Below are 16,556 nucleotides of genomic sequence, written 5' to 3'. Positions count from 1 at the left end.
TTCAATTCTTGAATACTCAGGCTGCTACAGCAGCGGCTTGTTGAACATGGCCACCCACCAGATTCAGCTGGGCCTGGCACTGTGCCGCCAGGCTCTGGTCGTGGGTCACCATCACAAAGGCCGTGCCCTGCTCTCGCGCCGTGGCCAGCATCAGCTCGAACACGGCTTGCGAGGTGTTGCGATCCAGATTGCCGGTGGGCTCATCCGCCAGCACACAAGCCGGTTGCGTGACCAAGGCGCGTGCGATGGCCACCCGCTGGCGCTCACCACCCGATAACTCGGCGGGCCGATGCTTGAGGCGCGCGGCCAGGCCAACGCGGCTCAGCATCGCCGCCGCCCGCTCACGCGCCTGGGCTTGCGGCATGCGGCGGATGCGCAGCGGCATGGCCACATTGTCCAGCGCGCTGAACTCGGGCAAGAGGTGATGGAACTGGTAGACAAAGCCGAGATGCTGGTTGCGCCAGTCGCCCCGCGCGCTCTCGCTGAGCTGGCTCAGGTCCTGGCCCAGCAAGCTGACGCGGCCAGCCGAGGGCTTGTCCAGCCCGCCCAGCAAATGCAGCAAGGTGGACTTGCCGGACCCTGAGGCACCGACGATGGCCAGGGTCTGGCCGCGAAACACCGTCACATCCACGCCAGCCAGCACGCGCACGTCCAACTCGCCTTCCTTGAAGCGGCGCTCCAGGCCCAGGCCTTGCAAAACAATCTGGGCTTCACTCATAACGCAGCGCCTCGGCGGGTTGCACGCGGCTGGCACGCCAGCTCGGGTAAATGGTGGCCAGGAAGGCCAGGATCAGCGAGGTAATGACGATGGGCCAGATGTCGGCGCTTTGCGGGTCGCTGGGCATCTTGTTGATCAGATAAATGCTGCCGGGCAGGAAGCTGGTGTTGAGCACCCGCTCGATGAAGGGCACGATCACATCGATATTGAAGGCCACCAAGAGGCCCAGTCCCACGCCCGAGAGCGTGCCGATCACGCCAGAGGTTGCGCCTTGCACCATGAAGATGCCCATGATGGAGCGCGGGCTGGCCCCCAGGGTGCGCAGAATGGCGATATCGGCCTGCTTATCGGTCACCGTCATCACCAGGGTGGAAACCAAATTGAAGGCCGCCACCGCGACGATCAGGGTCAGGATGATGCCCATCATGCGTTTCTCGACCTGCACCGCGTCATACCAATTGGCATTGCTGCGGGTCCAGTCACGCACCCGGATCTCCGGGCCCATGCTGCGCATCAACTCATTGCCGACCTCGCGGGCCTTGTAAACGTCTTTCAATTTCAGCTGCACGCCGGACGGGCCGGTGACGCGGAACAGCTTGGCGGCGTCGGCCACATGAATCAGGGCCATGCCGCTGTCGTACTCGTAATGCCCGGCATTGAAGGTGCCCACCAAGGTGAACTGCTTCATGCGCGGCACGGTGCCGGCGGGCGAGACATCGCCGCTGGGCGAAACCACCGTGACCTTGTCGCCGACCCGCAGCCCTAAGCTGCGCGCCAACTCCGCCCCCAGCACGATGTGCCAGGCGCCCGGTGTCAATTGCGCCAGGGGGCCGTCCTTGAGTTGGGCAGCCAAAGGCGTGACATGACTCTCCGCCTCGGGCTCGATGCCGCGCACGATGGCGCCGCGCATCTCGTCGCCGCGCGCCACCAGCACCTGCGAGGCGATGAAGGGCGCAGCCGCCTGCACGGCCGGGTTCTCGGCCGCCTTGGCCGCCGTGGCTTGCCAGTCGGGCAAGGCGTCACCGTTGTAGCTCATCAGCTCCACATGGGCGATCACCGACAACATGCGGTCGCGCACTTCCTTCTGGAAGCCATTCATCACCGACAAAACGATGATCAGCGCCGCCACGCCCAGCGCGATCCCCAGCACCGACACGCCAGAGATAAAAGAGATGAAGCGGTTGCGCCGCCCACCACGTCCGGCGCGGGTGTAGCGCCAGCCAATCTGCAATTCATAAGGCCAATTCATGCCCGGCATGCTAACTGAGGCAAGCCAGACGCCGCCCCAGGGCGAAGCGCCTCAGCGACAAGCCGCACATCAAAAGGCAAGAAAAAAGCCCGCGCGGCGAAGCGCCGGGCGGGCTTGAGGTGTGGAAAGCTGAAAACTCAGGCAGTTTTCTCGCGCCCGGCGTTGCCACCACCGCCGCCTTTGGCCTGGCGGCGGGCAATGCCGCGCGCGCTCAGTAGCGCCATCAGGCCCAGCGCCATCAAGCCATAGCTTGAGGGCTCGGGCACCGGGCTGACGCCCAGGCTCAGCGTGCCCGACAACCATTTGCCGTCCGTTGGCTCGACGCCGTTGTCCACGCCCTCAAAGAACTCCAAACGCAGCAGGCCATCCTCACCGACCTGGAAGGCCAGGCCGTAATCGACCAGATTGGCGCTGCCGCTGTAGTGCGCGCTGCCGCTGTGCTCATCATTGATGCCGGGCGTGAAGGCCACAAGGCCGGCGCCGGAGCTGGGGCCCAAACTCAATTTGATGTGCGACAGCCAGCTCGGGTCGAAGGCTTGCAACTGCAAATCCCAGCTGAGCGAGTTGATCAGCGCATTGGCACCCACCTGCACGTTCAGCACCGTGTTGAAGGGGGAGCCCAGCGCATCCTTGCTATCAATGTCGCTGACATCCAGCACCAGACCGCTGCCCGCAAACGCCGCGAAACTGGTCAGCGGCGGCGTTTGGGCTGATGCTGGCGTGGCGGCTTGCGCGGGCGCTGACAAGCCCCAAGCCAAGCCCAAGGCGGCCATCAGCCACTTGAAATCAGCCTTGTGCGTGCATGTCATGTGCCACCCCTTTTCTCACTTGAGCTTGCGTGAACTTGCTTGAACGAAAGGCCGGCGCAAACCGCACCTCAGCCAGCCGCAATTTGGCACAGCCCGCATCAATTTGAAATGGGGTGAGGCCCCCGACTTCAGTGGGCCTCGTCCCAGTTGGCGCCCACGCCCAACTCGGCCAGCAAGGGCACCCGCAGCGCCGCCACACCGGCCATCAGGCGCGGCACTTCGGTCTTGACCCAGTCCAGCTCTGCGTCCGGCACCTCGAACACCAGTTCATCGTGCACCTGCATGACGATGCGGGTGAGCTTGCCCTGCTCATCCAGGGCGGCCTGCACCGCGATCATGGCCAGCTTGATCAAGTCCGCCGCCGTGCCCTGCATGGGCGCGTTGATGGACTGGCGCTCGGCCCCGGCCTTGCGTGGGCCGTTGCCGCCCTTGATCTCGGGCAGATAGATGCGCCGGCCGAACAAGGTTTCCACATAGCCCAACTCGGCGGCGCGGGCCTTGGTGTTGTCCATATAGTGCTTCACGCCGGCGAAGCGGTTGAAGTAGAGGTCGATGTAGTCGCGCGCGGCCTTTTGCTCGATGCCCAGGGACTGTGCCAAACCGAAAGCGCCCATGCCGTAGATCAGGCCGAAGTTGATGGTCTTGGCATAGCGGCGCTGCTCGGTGGTGACCTCGCTCACCGATGTATTGAACACTTCTGAAGCGGTGGCGCGGTGCACGTCCAGGCCTTCGCCGAAGGCGCGCAGCAGGCCCGGGTCTTCGCTGATGTGAGCCATGATGCGCAGCTCGATCTGCGAATAGTCGGCGCTGACGATGCTGTGGCCGGGCAGCGCCACAAAGGCCTCGCGCACGCGGCGGCCTTCCGCGGTGCGGATGGGAATGTTCTGCAGATTGGGCTCATTGCTCGACAAGCGTCCGGTCACCGTCACCGCCTGGGCGTAATTGGTGTGCACCCGGCCGGTCTGCGCATTGATCATCAGCGGCAGCTTGTCGGTATAGGTGCTTTTGAGCTTGGCAAGGCTGCGGTATTCCAGAATCTTGGCCGGCAGCGGGTAATCCAGCGCCAGCTTGTCCAGCACTTCTTCATCAGTAGAAGGCGCACCGGTGGCAGTCTTCTTGACGATGGGCAAACCCTGCTTGGTGAACAAAATCTCGCCGATCTGCTTGGGGCTGCCCATATTGAAAGGCTGACCGGCAATGTCGTAAGCCTCTTGCTCCAGCGTCAGCAAGCGCTGACCCAGCTCATGGCTTTGCGCTTGCAGGCGGCTGGCGTCGATCAGCACGCCTGTCGATTCGATGCGGGCCAGCAAGGCGCTGGTGGGCATCTCGATGTCGCGGTAGACCCGCAGCAAGCCGGCTTCGGCCTCGATCTGCGGCCACAGCTGCTGATGCACCTGCAAGCACATGTCCGAGTCTTCGCTGGAATACTCCGCCGCCTTGGCCACTTCCACCTGGGCAAAGGGAATCTGATTGACGCCCTTGCCGCACAGGTCTTCGTAGCTCAGGCCGGCGCGGCCCAGGTGCCGCTCACCCAAGGCGCCCAGGCCATGGGTTTTGTGCGCTTCCAGCACATAGCTTTCCAGCATGGTGTCGTGCTGCACGCCGCGCAGCTGGATGCCGTGATTGGCCAGCACATGGGTGTCGTACTTGAGGTTCTGGCCGAGCTTGTGCGCATGGGCGTCTTCCAGCCAGGGCTTGAGCTTGGCCAGCACTTCTTCTAGAGGCAGTTGGGTCGGGGCGTCCGGCCCTTCGTGGCGAAGCGGAATATAGGCCGCCTCACCCGCTTTGACGCAGAAGGAGATGCCGACGATGCGCGCGCGCATGGGGTCGAGCGAATCGGTCTCGGTGTCCAGCGCGGCCAGGCTGGCGGACTGCAGCTTGGCCAGCCAGGCGTCAAAGCTGGGCCAGTCGAGGATGGTGCTGTAGTTACGTTCCTGCACGGCGGCGGGCAGTTGCGGCGCCGATGCATCGGCAGATCCGTCGCCGAACAAATCGCCGCTGGTGGCACCGGTGGAAGCGGGCGCGGCAGTCTTGGCGCCAGCGCCGGCCAGCTCCTTGAGCCAGGTCTTGAAGCCGAAGCGGGTATAGAAATCCTGCAAGCCGGCTTCGTCCACCGGCTTAAGCGCCAAGGCGTCCAGCTGCGGCCAGCCCGGCACAAAGCCGTTCAGGTCGCAGTCCAGCTTGACGGTGACGAGGCGGCGGCCCATCGGCAGCCAATCCAGGGCTTTGCGCAGGTTCTCGCCGGCCACGCCCTTGACGGCGGCCGCGTTGGCGATCACGCCGTCCAGCGAGCCGTGCTCGGCAATCCACTTGGCGGCGGTCTTGGGGCCGACCTTCTCGACACCAGGCACGTTGTCCACCGTGTCACCCATCAGGGTCAGGTAGTCAATGATGCGCTCCGGCGGCACGCCGAACTTGACGCTCACCGCCGCCGGGTCCAGCACCTCGCAGTCGATGGCCGGGCCACCCCAAGGCGCGACGCTACCGGGCACGGCGGCGGCCTTGTTCATGGTGTTGATCAGGGTGGTGTCGCTCGTCACCAGTTGCGCCAAATCCTTGTCGCCGGTGGACACCACCACCGCGTGGCCGCTTTCGGCCGCCACGCGGGCCAGGGTGCCGATGGCGTCATCCGCTTCGATGCCGGGCACTTCCAGCACCGGCCAACCCAGCAGCTTGACCACCTCGTGGATGGGAGTGATCTGTTCGCGCAGCGCATCGGGCATGGGCGCGCGCTGCGCCTTGTATTCGGGGTACCACTCGTCGCGGAAGGTCGGGCCCTTGGCATCGAAGACGCACACCGCATGTTCGGCCGCCACTTGCTCGCGCAAGCGCTTCATCATCGCCACCATGCCGTGAATCGCACCGGTGGGCACGCCCGCCGGGCCACGCAGATCGGGCAGGGCGTGATAGGCGCGGTACAAATAGCTGGAACCGTCGACCAGCAGAAGAATGGGTTTGCTCATGCCGCGCATTGTCGTGCAGGCGCGGGGTGCCAGCCCTGCCAGTGAGCGCAGGCGGGTTGCTGAGCTGGCGCGAACTAGAATGAGGCCATGGTTCGCTACATCCCTCATTCCGGCCCGGCTGCCCCTTCGACCCTGTGGGCTCAGTCTGCCTTGACAGCCCTGGCACTGGTGCTTTGCCTCAGTGCCAGCCTGGCCCGTGCCGAAGCGCCGGCTGACAAGCCAGCCCAGGCACCGGTGCTGAAGGATGAGCCGGCCACCCGCAAGACCCCCGATGCCAAGGTTGAACAGACCGTGATCGAGGACGACAGCAACCGTGTTGAAGAGACGCGTGTGCGCGGCCAGACCCAAAAGGTCACGGTCCAGCCCAAAAACAGCCCCCTGCCCAGCTACGAGATCATCATGGGCGACGCCAGCCGCGACCCCTCGCAAGGCAATTCCGCGAGCCGCGGCGCTGCCGGCGCGCGAGTTTGGCGCTTGCTGACCTTTTGACGCGCAGCAGTAAGCCAGTCAGCCACGGCACCCAGCAGCTCAAGTTGCACTGCTTGCCCCGCTCGCTTCAACCGATCTCGTCCGCCTCACCCTCTTCTTTGACGCCCCGATAAAAGCGTTCTGTTGCCATGGCCGTATTCACCCAAGTCACCGAAGCCCAGGCGCAAGCCCTGGCCACCCGCCTCCATCTCGGCCAATTGCAGTCGCTGCGCGGCATCAAAGCCGGCATCGAAAACACCAACTATTTTCTGGACACCGACAAGGGCGAGTTCGTGCTGACGGTGTTCGAACGCCTGAGCTTTGAACAGCTGCCCTTCTATCTGCAACTGATGAAGCATCTGGCGGCGCGCGGCATCGCCGTGCCCGACCCGCAGGCCGATTCGCAAGGCCACATCCTGTTTGAGTTGCAAGGCAAGCCCGCCGCGGTGGTGAACAAGCTCAGCGGCGGCCACCAGTTGGCGCCCGATCTGTTCCATTGCGCCCAGGTCGGCGCTGGCCTGGCCCGCATGCATCTGGCGGCGCAAGATTTCCCGCTGGACCAGCCCAATCTGCGCGGCCTGGACTGGTGGAATGAAACGGTTCCCGTGCTGCTGCCTTTTCTGGACCCGGAGCGCAGCAACTTGATTCAGCAAGAGTTGGCCTACCAGCAAAGCCTTGCGGCCTCCGCCAGCTATGCCGAGCTACCCTGCGGCCCCATCCACGCCGATCTATTCCGCGACAACGTCATGTTCGATGGTTTACCCGGCCGTGAGCGCTTGAGCGGCTTCTTCGACTTCTACTTCGCTGGTGTCGACACCTGGCTGTTCGACCTGGCCGTGTGCCTGAACGACTGGTGCATTGACCGCGACAGCGGCCGCCTCGATGAAACCCGCGCGCAAGCCTTTGTGGATGCGTATGAGACCGTGCGACCCTTGAGTGGCACCGAGCACCGCCTGCTGCCCGCGCTCTTGCGTGCTGCGGCGCTGCGCTTCTGGGTCTCGCGCCTGTGGGACGTTTACCTGCCGCGCGACGCCAGCCTGCTCACCCCCCACGACCCCGGCCATTTCGAACGCGTGCTGCGTGAGCGCATTGCGCGCCCCTGGCATGCGCTGGCCAGCGCCTAGTACCGTGCCGCGCAAGTAGAGGAACAAAATGAAAACGATGGATTCGCCTTCAGGCCAAGGCGCAAACCGCAGCCATAGCCGTAGCTATGGCGAGGATTTGCAACGCGGGCGTGGAGGCGAAGACGCGCTTTCATGTTCCGATACTCGCGCGGCACGGTACTAGTTCGACCATGGCTCGCACGCGCAAAGCCGAGCGTGCTTGTCCGGCCGCCTGAAACTCCCTACCCTTGAGCCTTTTGACCTTGAGCACTCCCCCTCCGATGATCTTGCACCTGCAAACCGTGCCCAGCCGCAATGGCATGTTATGGATACGGCATGGCTTCAAGGTCTTTCAGCGCAAGCCCATGGCCCTGGCCGGGCTGTTCTCGGTGTTTTTGTTCGCCGCCATGGTGATACTGATGTTGCCGGGCGCAGGCGTGATGCTCTTGCTGATGGCGCTGCCGCAACTCAGCCTGGGCTTCATGCTGGCCACCCATCTGGTGCTGCAAAACAAGACGCCCACCGCCGGGGTCTATCTGATGCCCTTCCGGCTGACCAAAGAGCGCCGCAATACGCAGCTGCTGCTGGGTGCCTGCTACGCCTTGCTCACCATCGCCATCAGCTTCATCTCGGGCTGGGTGGACGGCGGCAGCATGGATGAGCTGCAGCAACTGATGGCCGACGGCGCCTCCGCCGAGAAGCTGTCCGAGGCGGCCGCCAACCCAGCCCTGCTGTGGGGCGCCATCACCCGCGTGGTGCTGGCAGCCCTGGTGTCCATCCCCTTCTGGCATGCGCCGGCCTTGGTGCATTGGGGCGGCCAGGGCCTGATGCAGTCCATGTTCTCCAGCACCCTGGGGGTGTGGCGCAACCGTGGTGCTTTTGCCTACAACGCCCTGCTGTGGGGCGCCCTGATCATGGGCTTGGGGCTCATCGGCAGCGTGCTTGCCAGCCTGCTGGGCCTGGGGCAGCTCGCGCCCATCATCGCCATGGCTTGCGGCTTGCTGCTGTCCACGGTGTTCTACGCCAGCCTCTACTTCACCTTCATTGACTGCTATATGTTCGGCGCTCCGGGTGACTTGCTGAGCGACAAGACTTAAGGCCTTCGGCGCCCGCCGGAACTGATCAGAAACTGATCCGGATGGGCCATGTTTGCGACAACTTCGTCGCCGTTCTGTCATCAAATAGACACTAGCTTTCCCTACATTCACGGCCGTGCCTGACGCGGGTTTCCACCAAGTTACGTGGACACCCCCGCTCAACGCCTCACCGCAAACCGCCTGGCGGTTTGACCAAACAATGTACGGAAGGAATGCAAGTGTCCAAACCCAACACGCTCGTCACGACCCGCCGCCAGGCTTTGAAGTTCCTGGGCGCGCCGATGATGCTGCCTTTGACCGGCGTTGCCGGCGTGAGCGCGAGCGCACTGCTGAGCGGCTGCGGCGGCGGCGATGACGTCGAGGCCGCGCAAATGGTCTCGGCCAGCTTCAGCCCCATGGCTGCCCCCAGCCTGAGCAACCCGGCCGCCATGGCCACCACCTATGTGGCCTCCAGCCTGGACGTGAGCCTGAGCGACGGCAGCAAGCAAAGCTTCAAGCTGGCCTACGCCCCCTTCTTCATGACCGGCAGCCAAGTGCCCGACGGCAAGGGCGGCACGGTGCTGGCCGGCGGCTATGTGGACATCAAGAACCAGCCCATCATCGACAAGTCGGTGGCCGGCAAGGAGCGCCAGTTCTTCTCCGACTCGCCGGACGGCACCTCGCTGCTGAGCCTGACCAACCCCACCGTCACCGGCATCAAGGGCAAGGCTGTGTTCGCCGTGGTGCAATTCGAATACACCACCCGCGCGCTAGACGAAAAGACCGATATGTACGGCAAGTTGCCGTCGCCGATCGCCGTCTTGACGCTGGATCAAGACCAGAGCACAGGCAAGCTGAGCCTAGTCAAGTATCACAATGTGGACACCTCCTCAGCCCATGGCCTGTGGATCACGTGCGGCTCCAGCCTCTCGCCTTGGGGCACACACCTGTCCAGCGAAGAGTACGAGCCCGATGCCTTCGCGCTGCTGGCCAAGACCCCGAGCAAGAGCCAAGCCGATACCCAAGCCCAATTCAAGGCCTACAGCAAAAATCTGTTCGGCGACGAGACCAAAGCCAACCCCTACCACTACGGCCATCTGCCCGAAGTGACGGTCAATCCCGACGGCACTGGCAGCATCAAGAAGCACTACTGCATGGGCCGTTTGTCGCATGAGCTGATCCAGGTCATGCCCGACAACCGTACCGCCTTGATGGGCGATGACGCCACCAACAGCGGCTTGTTCGTCTTCGTGGCCGACAAGGAAAAAGACCTGTCCGCCGGCAGCCTGTATGTGGCCAAGATTGGCGCCGGTTTCTCGCTGGACCCGGCCGCTGCGGGCGCAGCGCTGAGCTGGATCAAGCTCGGCTCCGCCACCAGCGCCGAGATCGAAAAGCTGGCCGACACCTTGAAGCCCAACGACATCATGGACGTCGCCTTCAGCGACCCCAAGGATGTCACCTTCACCAAGATCTGGATCGACGGTGGCAACCAGTGGATCAAGATCAAGCCCGGCATGGAAAAGGCCGCCGCCTTCTTGGAAACCCACCGCTACGCCAGCTATATGGGCGCCAGCATGGCTTTCACCAAGATGGAAGGCACCACCGTCAACGCCAAGGACAAGGTCGCTTACTCGGCCCTGCAAAACATGCAGAAGTCCATGGTGCGCAATGGCGCGGGTTGGAACGAAGCCCATGGCGTGACGCTGGAAAAGGCCGTCAACGCAGGCGCCGTCTTGGCACACACCTTGGCCGGTGGCCAGAAGGACACGGCCGGCGCTGCCATCAACAGCGAATGGATGCCGACGCTGACCAAGGCCTTGCTGGTGGGCGAGGACATCGCCGCCGACGCGCTGGGCAATTTGGCCAACCCCGACAAGATCGGCGCGCCGGACAACCTGAAGTTCTCTGAGAAGCTGCGCACCCTCTTCATCGGCGAAGACAGTGCCTACCACGTCAACAACTTCGTCTGGGCCTATAACGTCGACACCAAGCAGCTGAGCCGCCTGATGTCCATGCCTGCAGGCGCCGAAGCCACCGGCCTGGGCGTGGTGGACGATCTGAATGGCTGGACTTACATCACCAGCAACTTCCAGCATGCCGGCGATTGGATCACCAATGCCACGGCCACCGGCCTGCATGACAAGGTCAAGGCGACGCTGGACCCCCTGGTGCGCGCCAACTACAACGATCGCTTTGCGTCTGCCGTCGGCTATCTGACAGCCGAAGCTACCAGCGTGAAGCTGAGCAAGGTCTAAGCAAGCCCTGGCGCAGACTCCGCGTTAGCGCGGCGGCTGCTTGCTCTTGCACGAATGGCAAGGCCCGAGAGGGTCTTGCCATTTGTCGTTTCACGGCCAGCATCTGGCCCCAAGCTGCATACACTGGCACCCCCTCCCTGCCATCGCCCTATGCAAGCCCTGCTCGACGCCATCACCGCCCTGCCCGCCATTCCCAGCGATGCCTGCCGCATCTTCCATGGCCGCGGCGGCCTGTACCCGGGTTGCGAGCATTGGACGCTGGACTACTTCGCCCCCGTCTGGGTGCTGACCAGCTTCCAGCCCGTGAGCGAAGCCGAGCTTGGCACGCTACAGAACGCCCTGGCCCAGCGCCAGCAAGCCTTGAGCCCCGAGCAACCGGAACTGAATCTGATCTACCAATGCCGCCAGGAAGGCGACAACACCGAGACCCGCTTGTTATCCGGCAGCGTGCCCTCGCCGCACATCGTCAGCGAGGCCGGCACGCGCTATCAGGTGCATGTGAGCCGGGGCCAAAACCACGGCCTGTTTCTGGACATGGCGGCGGGCCGGCGCTGGGTGCGCGAGTTCTGCGCCCAATTCCATGCCGCCAATCCGCGTGGCGGCGCCAAGGTGCTGAACCTCTTTGCCTACACCTGTGCGTTTTCGGTCGTGGCCCTGCAGGGTGGTGCGAGCAAGGTGCTGAACCTGGACATGAGCGCCGGCGCCCTGTCCATCGGCAAACAGAACCACGCGCTCAACGAGGTCGGCGCCGAGGCCATGGGCAAGGCCAGCTTTCTGCCGCACGACATCTTCACCACCTGGGGCAAGATCAGCCGCGGCGGCCCTTACGACCTGATCATCGTCGACCCGCCGAGCTTCCAAAAAGGCAGCTTTGTGGCCAGCAAAGACTACGCCCGCCTGATGCGCCGCCTGCCCGATTTGCTCATGCCCGGCGGCCATGCCCTGCTGTGCCTGAACACGCCCAAGCTGGGCCTGAGCTTTTTGACCGAGCAGATGAGCGAGTTGGCGCCCGACTTGGTCTTGGTCGAGCGCCTGGCCAACCCGCCCGCCTTCGCCGATGTGGACGAAGACCGCGCCTTGAAGGTGCTGCTTTACCGCGCGCCAGCGCTGGCCTGACAGCCTGGCCTAAACCCCTCGCTCAATGCTTGGGGTAATGGGTGATGTGGCGGATGGAACGGTACAGCGGCGACAAGCGCGCATACATGCGGCGGTAGACCTCGCGGTAGAGCCGGTCGTAGAGCTGCACCATGTCGGCCTCGGGCTCAAACACCTGGCCGGGGCGCGACATGGCAGCCACTGCCTCACCATGATTCTTGAAGAAGCCCGCGCCCACCGCCGCATTGATGGCCGCGCCTAGGCCCGAGGCTTCGTAGGTGTGGATGCGCTCGGCCGGCAGGCCGAAGATATTGGCGGTGATTTGCATCACCCGGTCGCTTTGTGATCCGCCGCCCGCCACGCGCAGGCGGCGGATGGGTTGGCCATTGCGCCGCTCCAATTGCTCCTTGCCCTGGCGCAGGGCGTAGCCCAGGCCTTCGATGATGGCGCGGTACAAATGAGCGCGGGTATGCACATCGCCAAAGCCAATTACCGCGCCCTTGGCCTCGGGGCCGGGAAAGCGCACGCCGGGGTTCCAAAACGGTTGCAGCACCAGGCCCATGGCGCCGGCCGGCGACTGCTCCAGCAGACCGTCAAACAGCAGCTCCGCTGCAATGCCTTGCTCCTGCGCCTGCAGCACCTCTTGCGCAGCGAATTCGCGCTTGAACCAGTTCACCATCCAGTAGCCGCGCTGCACGATGATTTCGGAGTTGTAGCGCTTGGGCATGGCGGCCGGATAGGCCGGCACAAAGGGCATGGGCTCGACGTAGCGGCTATTGCTGGTGTTGATGGTGGCGGTGGTGCCGTAGCTGATGCAGCCCACTTCGGGGTCAATCGCACCGCAGGCCAGCACCTCGCAGGCCTTATCGGCTCCGGCGGCAAAGAGGGTTAGCCCCTGCGGGATGCCGGTGTGTTGCGCGGCCTCGGCGCTGATCAGCCCCAAGGGTTCCGCCGCCTGCACCAACTCAGGCATTTGCTCGCGGCGGCTGCGCAGGGCACGCCATTTGATGTCAGATGCTGCCGCCCAGTCCTGGCGCTTGTGGTCGAAAGGCACATAGCCCACTTGCGAAGACACCGCATCGCGCAGCTGCCCGGTCAGCAAATAGCTCAGATAGGCGGAAATCTGCACAAAGTGGCGGGTCTTGGCCCAGACCTCGGGGAAGTCCGCCGCCAGCCAATTGCACTCGGCCTTGGACTGCAGCTGGTACATCATGTGTTCCAGGCCACTGACCTTGATGCCCGCGCGCAGCCACCAGGGCAGCTTGGGATAGTTGTCACTGCGGCGCGAATCCAGCCAGATGGTGGCCGGGCGCAGCGGGCGCATCTCGGCGTCCAGACAGATCATCGAAGCGCGCTGGCAGGTCAGCGCCACGGCGGCGATGCGCTCGCGCAGCTGCGGATGTTCGGCCCACAAGTTCTGGCAGGCCTGGCCGAGGTTTTTCCAGAAGTAGTCGCCATGCTGCTCGGCCCAGTTGGGCTGCTCAGAAAAATAGGGCGTGATGTGCTGCTGCGACTTGGCGATCAAATTGCCGCGCAGGTCAAACACAATCGCGCGCACGCTTTGCGTACCTTGGTCAATCGCGAGCAGCAGATCAGGTGTGGCCATGGCGAGCTTGTGGTGAAGAGAAAAGGAAATGAGGGCAACAGCTTTGACAGCAACTTAGGCCGCCGCCTCAGCGCGATAGCTGCGCGCGATGATCTGCAAATAGCGCGCGCACTCGCCCGCCCACGCCGCATCGTCCCAGCCCAGCTGGGCCTGGCAGAGGGCTTTGAGTTGGGGCAGCAAGTCCTCACCCGCATCGGGCAGCAAATTACCCAGGCGCAGGCGGCGCAGCATCAGGTCGTCGAGATGGGTCACCATCTCGTGCTGCAAAGCCCAGCGGGCTTGGTCCAGCAGCGCCTCGCCCTGCGCCAGCGGCGCCAAAGGATGGCTCATGCCCGGCGGCTCGGCCACTGCATGGTTGAAGCAGCGTTGCGCGCGGTCGCGATGGGCGCGATGGGCGCGTTTATGGCTGGCCGCATCGATCAAGCCTGCCGCCTTGAGGGCGTCCAGCGCGATCTGCCGGAAGGTGGTCAGCTTGCCGCCGGAGACCGAGATCACGCCCGGCGACTGCCACACCAAATGGTCGCGCCGCTCCTTCGAGGGCTTGAGCCCCTTGCCCGAGGCAATGATAGGCCGCACGCCGGCCATGGTGGACATGATGTCGGCCCGCGCCAGGCCCAAGCCCGGCAGCGCACCGTTAACGGCGTTCAGCAAATAGTCGATCTCGGCGCTGCTGCAATGCGGCTCATCTTGAATGTCTTGGCGGTGATCGAGATCGGTGGTGCCGATGCAGGTCTGGCCACGCCAGGGGAAGACGAAGACCGGCCGGCCATCCTCCGGATGCATCAGCGTCAGGCAATCCTGCACCGGCGCGCGTTCGGCCGCCACGAAGAGATGGGTGCCGCGCTGCTGGCGCACCCGGGGCCCGGTGCCGGAGAGGCGATCCGCCCACATGCCGGTGGCATTGAAAACCTGCTTGGCGCGGATCTCCAGCTTGGCGCCGCTGAGGGCATCTTGCAGGCTCAGCACAGAACCCTCGGCCGTGGGCGTGATGGCCAGCACCTCGGTATAGCTGCGCGCCTGGCCGCCTTCCAGGCAAGCCTCCTGCAGCACCCGCAGCACCAGGCGGGCGTCATCCGTCAGGGCATCGGTGTAGCGCATGGCCCCCAGCAAATCCGAGCTTTGCAGCAGCGGATAGGCTTTGAGCAAATCCTGGCGCGGCACCCAGCGCTTGTCGCTGATGCCGGCCAACAAGTCGTAGACGCTGAGGATGAAGCTCATCGGCCAGCGCCCGGGGAATTTGCCTTTGCGGATCGGGAAGAGATAGGGCAAGCGCAGCACCATCTCGGGCAGTTCGGTCAGCAGACGCTCGCGCTCTTGCAGCGAATGCCGGGTCAGGCGCACATCGCCCTGCGCGATATAGCGCAGGCCACCATGCACCATTTTTGAGGAACGGCTAGAGGTTCCCCAGGCGAAGTCTTTTTGCTCCAGCAGCAGCACCCGCAAGCCACGCCGCGCCGCTTCCAACAAAATGCCCGCGCCGGTGATGCCGCCGCCAACCACCACCGCGTCCCAAGGCGCGGCGGAGTCCAGCGCTGACAAGTCCTGGCGCTGATTCAACAGGCCTGGGGCCGCTAACGATGAAGCAGTGCGGCCTGAATCAGGTTGATGGTTTGAAGTCACCCAAGCACCCCTTGTTCAACAACTGCTCGCCATCGAAATAGTTGATGACTTGGCCGATCGCCGCCATGCCCAGCTCACCCTTCTCGGCCGGCAGCCAGGGCGCATGGTCGCGGCCCACGCCGTGCTGGTGGCTGATGGTGCCGCCCAGGGCGCTGATGGTGTTGGACGCCGCCTCCTTCATCGCGCGCCAGCGCGCCAGGGTCTGCGCGTAGCTGGGCGAGTTGCGGAAAAAGTAAGTGGTGTAGATGCTGGAACCCTGGCTGTACATATGCGAGAGATGGCTCAGCACATGGGCTTGCTCGCCCTCGCCGCAATGGCTGGCAATGGCCGCTTCGATGCGCTGCATCGCCTCCGTCACCTTGGACCAGTTGACGCAGGTCTCCAGCGTGTCGACCGAATAGCCATGCTCCCAAAAACCGTGGCGCAGATAGGGCGAGCGAAAGCGCGAATGCTCCCACTTCTTACCCATGAAGGTGCCGGCGTAAAAGCCGCCCGCCGCCCGCACATGGCGCTTGACTTCGCCGAGGGTGAAGCGCGCCTGACGCGCACTGCCGGTGGTGCCGAAGGTGACCATGCACTTGCCGTCGCGGCTGCCGCGCAGAGCGGCATAACGGTCCAGCAAAGCGGCTTGCCAGGCTTCGGCGCCCAGGCGCAGATGGGAGCGCGTTTCTTCGGCATTCGATAAGCGCAGCATGGACACCGCCACCTTGGCCTGCACCAGGCCACGCACAAAACCCAGCGCCGACTCCCAATCGGGCAAGAAGGCGACGTGGAAAGACTCATGCTCGGGCAGGCGCTGCACCCGCACATCGACCTCGGTGATGATGCCCAGGCGCCCTTCCGTGCCCATGAAAATCTCACGCAAGTCCGGGCCGGCGGACGAGGCCGGAATGGCCGGAATCTGCATGCTGCCGCGCAGGGTTTCGATGCGACCACCGGCGAACAATTGCTCGATGCGGCCATAGCGAATCGACTGCTGGCCGGAAGAGCGGCTAGCGACCCAACCGCCCACGGTCGAGAGCTCAAAAGACTGCGGGAAGTGACCCAACATATAGCCGCGCGCGGCCAGCTGACGCTCCAGCTCCGGGCCCGGCGTGCCGGCGCCGAAGCGGGCGACTTGGCTCACCGGGTCGAGGTCGATCAAGAGATTCATCCGCGCCAAGGAGAGCGTCAACACCGGCTGCTCGCTGGCCTGCGGCGTGATGTGGCCAGCCACCGAGGTGCCGCCGCCGTAGGGGATCACCTGCACCTGCTGCGCTTGCGCCCATTGCAGCAAGCTCTGCACCTGGGCGGAGTTCTCAGGCTGCGCCACGCCGTCCGGAAAAATGCCGAACTCACCCGAGCGCATGGCATACCAATCCGGCAGGCTTTGGCCGCGGGCATGGCGCAGGCGCACTTCGGGGTCGGTGGACACCAAGGGATGCGCCGGCATGCGGCTGGGCGGCACGCTGGCCAGCACCTGCTGCAGGGTGGCGTCGGGCAATACTCGGCCGGGGCCGATCTTGGCCTGGATATGTTTCAGGCCCGCTTCCCGCAAGGGAAAGCTGTTGTTCTCATCGCCCCAACCATTCCATCGCCGCATCGGTCTTGCCCC

Annotated in this window: 12 protein-coding genes; 5 read left to right on the top strand and 7 right to left on the bottom strand. The window is 64.3% G+C overall.

Annotation, left to right across the window (positions count from 1 at the left end; all coding sequences use genetic code 11):
* Nucleotides 1-16: 16 nt before the first annotated feature.
* The 4 genes from lolD to polA form a co-directional block, all read right to left on the bottom strand.
* Complete coding sequence (gene lolD, locus AT984_RS03980; protein ID WP_058719005.1) at nucleotides 17-718, bottom strand: lipoprotein-releasing ABC transporter ATP-binding protein LolD; 702 nt, start codon at nucleotides 716-718, stop codon at nucleotides 17-19.
* Nucleotides 711-1,967, bottom strand: a complete 1,257-nt coding sequence (locus AT984_RS03975) for a lipoprotein-releasing ABC transporter permease subunit (RefSeq protein ID WP_058719004.1) — start codon at nucleotides 1,965-1,967, stop codon at nucleotides 711-713. Before AT984_RS03975 ends, lolD begins: the two co-directional genes overlap by 8 nt.
* A gap of 137 nt (nucleotides 1,968-2,104) precedes the next feature.
* Nucleotides 2,105-2,776, bottom strand: coding sequence for a PEP-CTERM sorting domain-containing protein (locus AT984_RS03970; protein ID WP_058719003.1), 672 nt, complete (start codon nucleotides 2,774-2,776; stop codon nucleotides 2,105-2,107).
* A 128-nt stretch (nucleotides 2,777-2,904) separates the two neighbouring features.
* Nucleotides 2,905-5,748 carry a DNA polymerase I gene (polA, locus tag AT984_RS03965; RefSeq protein WP_058719002.1) on the bottom strand — a complete coding sequence of 948 codons (2,844 nt, stop codon included), beginning with the start codon at nucleotides 5,746-5,748 and terminating at the stop codon, nucleotides 2,905-2,907.
* A gap of 78 nt (nucleotides 5,749-5,826) precedes the next feature.
* Between polA and AT984_RS03960 the strand changes: the two genes are divergently transcribed.
* The 5 genes from AT984_RS03960 (at nucleotide 5,827) to AT984_RS03940 (ending at nucleotide 11,757) form a co-directional block, all read left to right on the top strand.
* The gene (locus AT984_RS03960) at nucleotides 5,827-6,228 is read left to right on the top strand and encodes a hypothetical protein (RefSeq protein WP_156421882.1); all 402 of its coding nucleotides are present in this window, start codon (nucleotides 5,827-5,829) and stop codon (nucleotides 6,226-6,228) included.
* Between the two features lie 128 nt (nucleotides 6,229-6,356).
* Nucleotides 6,357-7,331 carry a homoserine kinase gene (locus AT984_RS03955; RefSeq protein WP_058719000.1) on the top strand — a complete coding sequence of 325 codons (975 nt, stop codon included), beginning with the start codon at nucleotides 6,357-6,359 and terminating at the stop codon, nucleotides 7,329-7,331.
* A 242-nt stretch (nucleotides 7,332-7,573) separates the two neighbouring features.
* Nucleotides 7,574-8,407, top strand: a complete 834-nt coding sequence (locus AT984_RS03950; protein WP_156421881.1) for a BPSS1780 family membrane protein — start codon at nucleotides 7,574-7,576, stop codon at nucleotides 8,405-8,407.
* A 212-nt stretch (nucleotides 8,408-8,619) separates the two neighbouring features.
* A complete protein-coding gene (locus tag AT984_RS03945) occupies nucleotides 8,620-10,641 on the top strand; it encodes a PhoX family protein (protein ID WP_058718998.1) in 2,022 nt (673 codons plus the stop codon).
* A gap of 150 nt (nucleotides 10,642-10,791) precedes the next feature.
* Nucleotides 10,792-11,757, top strand: a complete 966-nt coding sequence (locus tag AT984_RS03940) for a class I SAM-dependent methyltransferase (RefSeq protein WP_058718997.1) — start codon at nucleotides 10,792-10,794, stop codon at nucleotides 11,755-11,757.
* 22 nt (nucleotides 11,758-11,779) lie between these two features.
* Here AT984_RS03940 and AT984_RS03935 read toward each other — a convergent pair whose 3' ends face one another.
* From AT984_RS03935 to AT984_RS03925, 3 genes are read right to left on the bottom strand one after another with little or no spacing between them, the layout of a single operon-like run.
* Nucleotides 11,780-13,342 carry an FGGY-family carbohydrate kinase gene (locus AT984_RS03935; RefSeq protein WP_058718996.1) on the bottom strand — a complete coding sequence of 521 codons (1,563 nt, stop codon included), beginning with the start codon at nucleotides 13,340-13,342 and terminating at the stop codon, nucleotides 11,780-11,782.
* 54 nt (nucleotides 13,343-13,396) lie between these two features.
* Nucleotides 13,397-14,899 (bottom strand): glycerol-3-phosphate dehydrogenase/oxidase, encoded by a 1,503-nt coding sequence (locus tag AT984_RS03930; RefSeq protein ID WP_197418240.1) that lies wholly within the window; start codon nucleotides 14,897-14,899, stop codon nucleotides 13,397-13,399.
* A 40-nt stretch (nucleotides 14,900-14,939) separates the two neighbouring features.
* A complete protein-coding gene (locus AT984_RS03925; protein WP_058718995.1) occupies nucleotides 14,940-16,544 on the bottom strand; it encodes an FAD-binding oxidoreductase in 1,605 nt (534 codons plus the stop codon).
* Nucleotides 16,545-16,556: the final 12 nt, after the last annotated feature.

Source organism: Paucibacter sp. KCTC 42545 (assembly GCF_001477625.1).
GTDB lineage: Bacteria > Pseudomonadota > Gammaproteobacteria > Burkholderiales > Burkholderiaceae_C > Paucibacter_A.
Note: the sequence above shows the minus strand (reverse complement) of the source record. Positions and strands in the feature narration are given on the sequence as shown.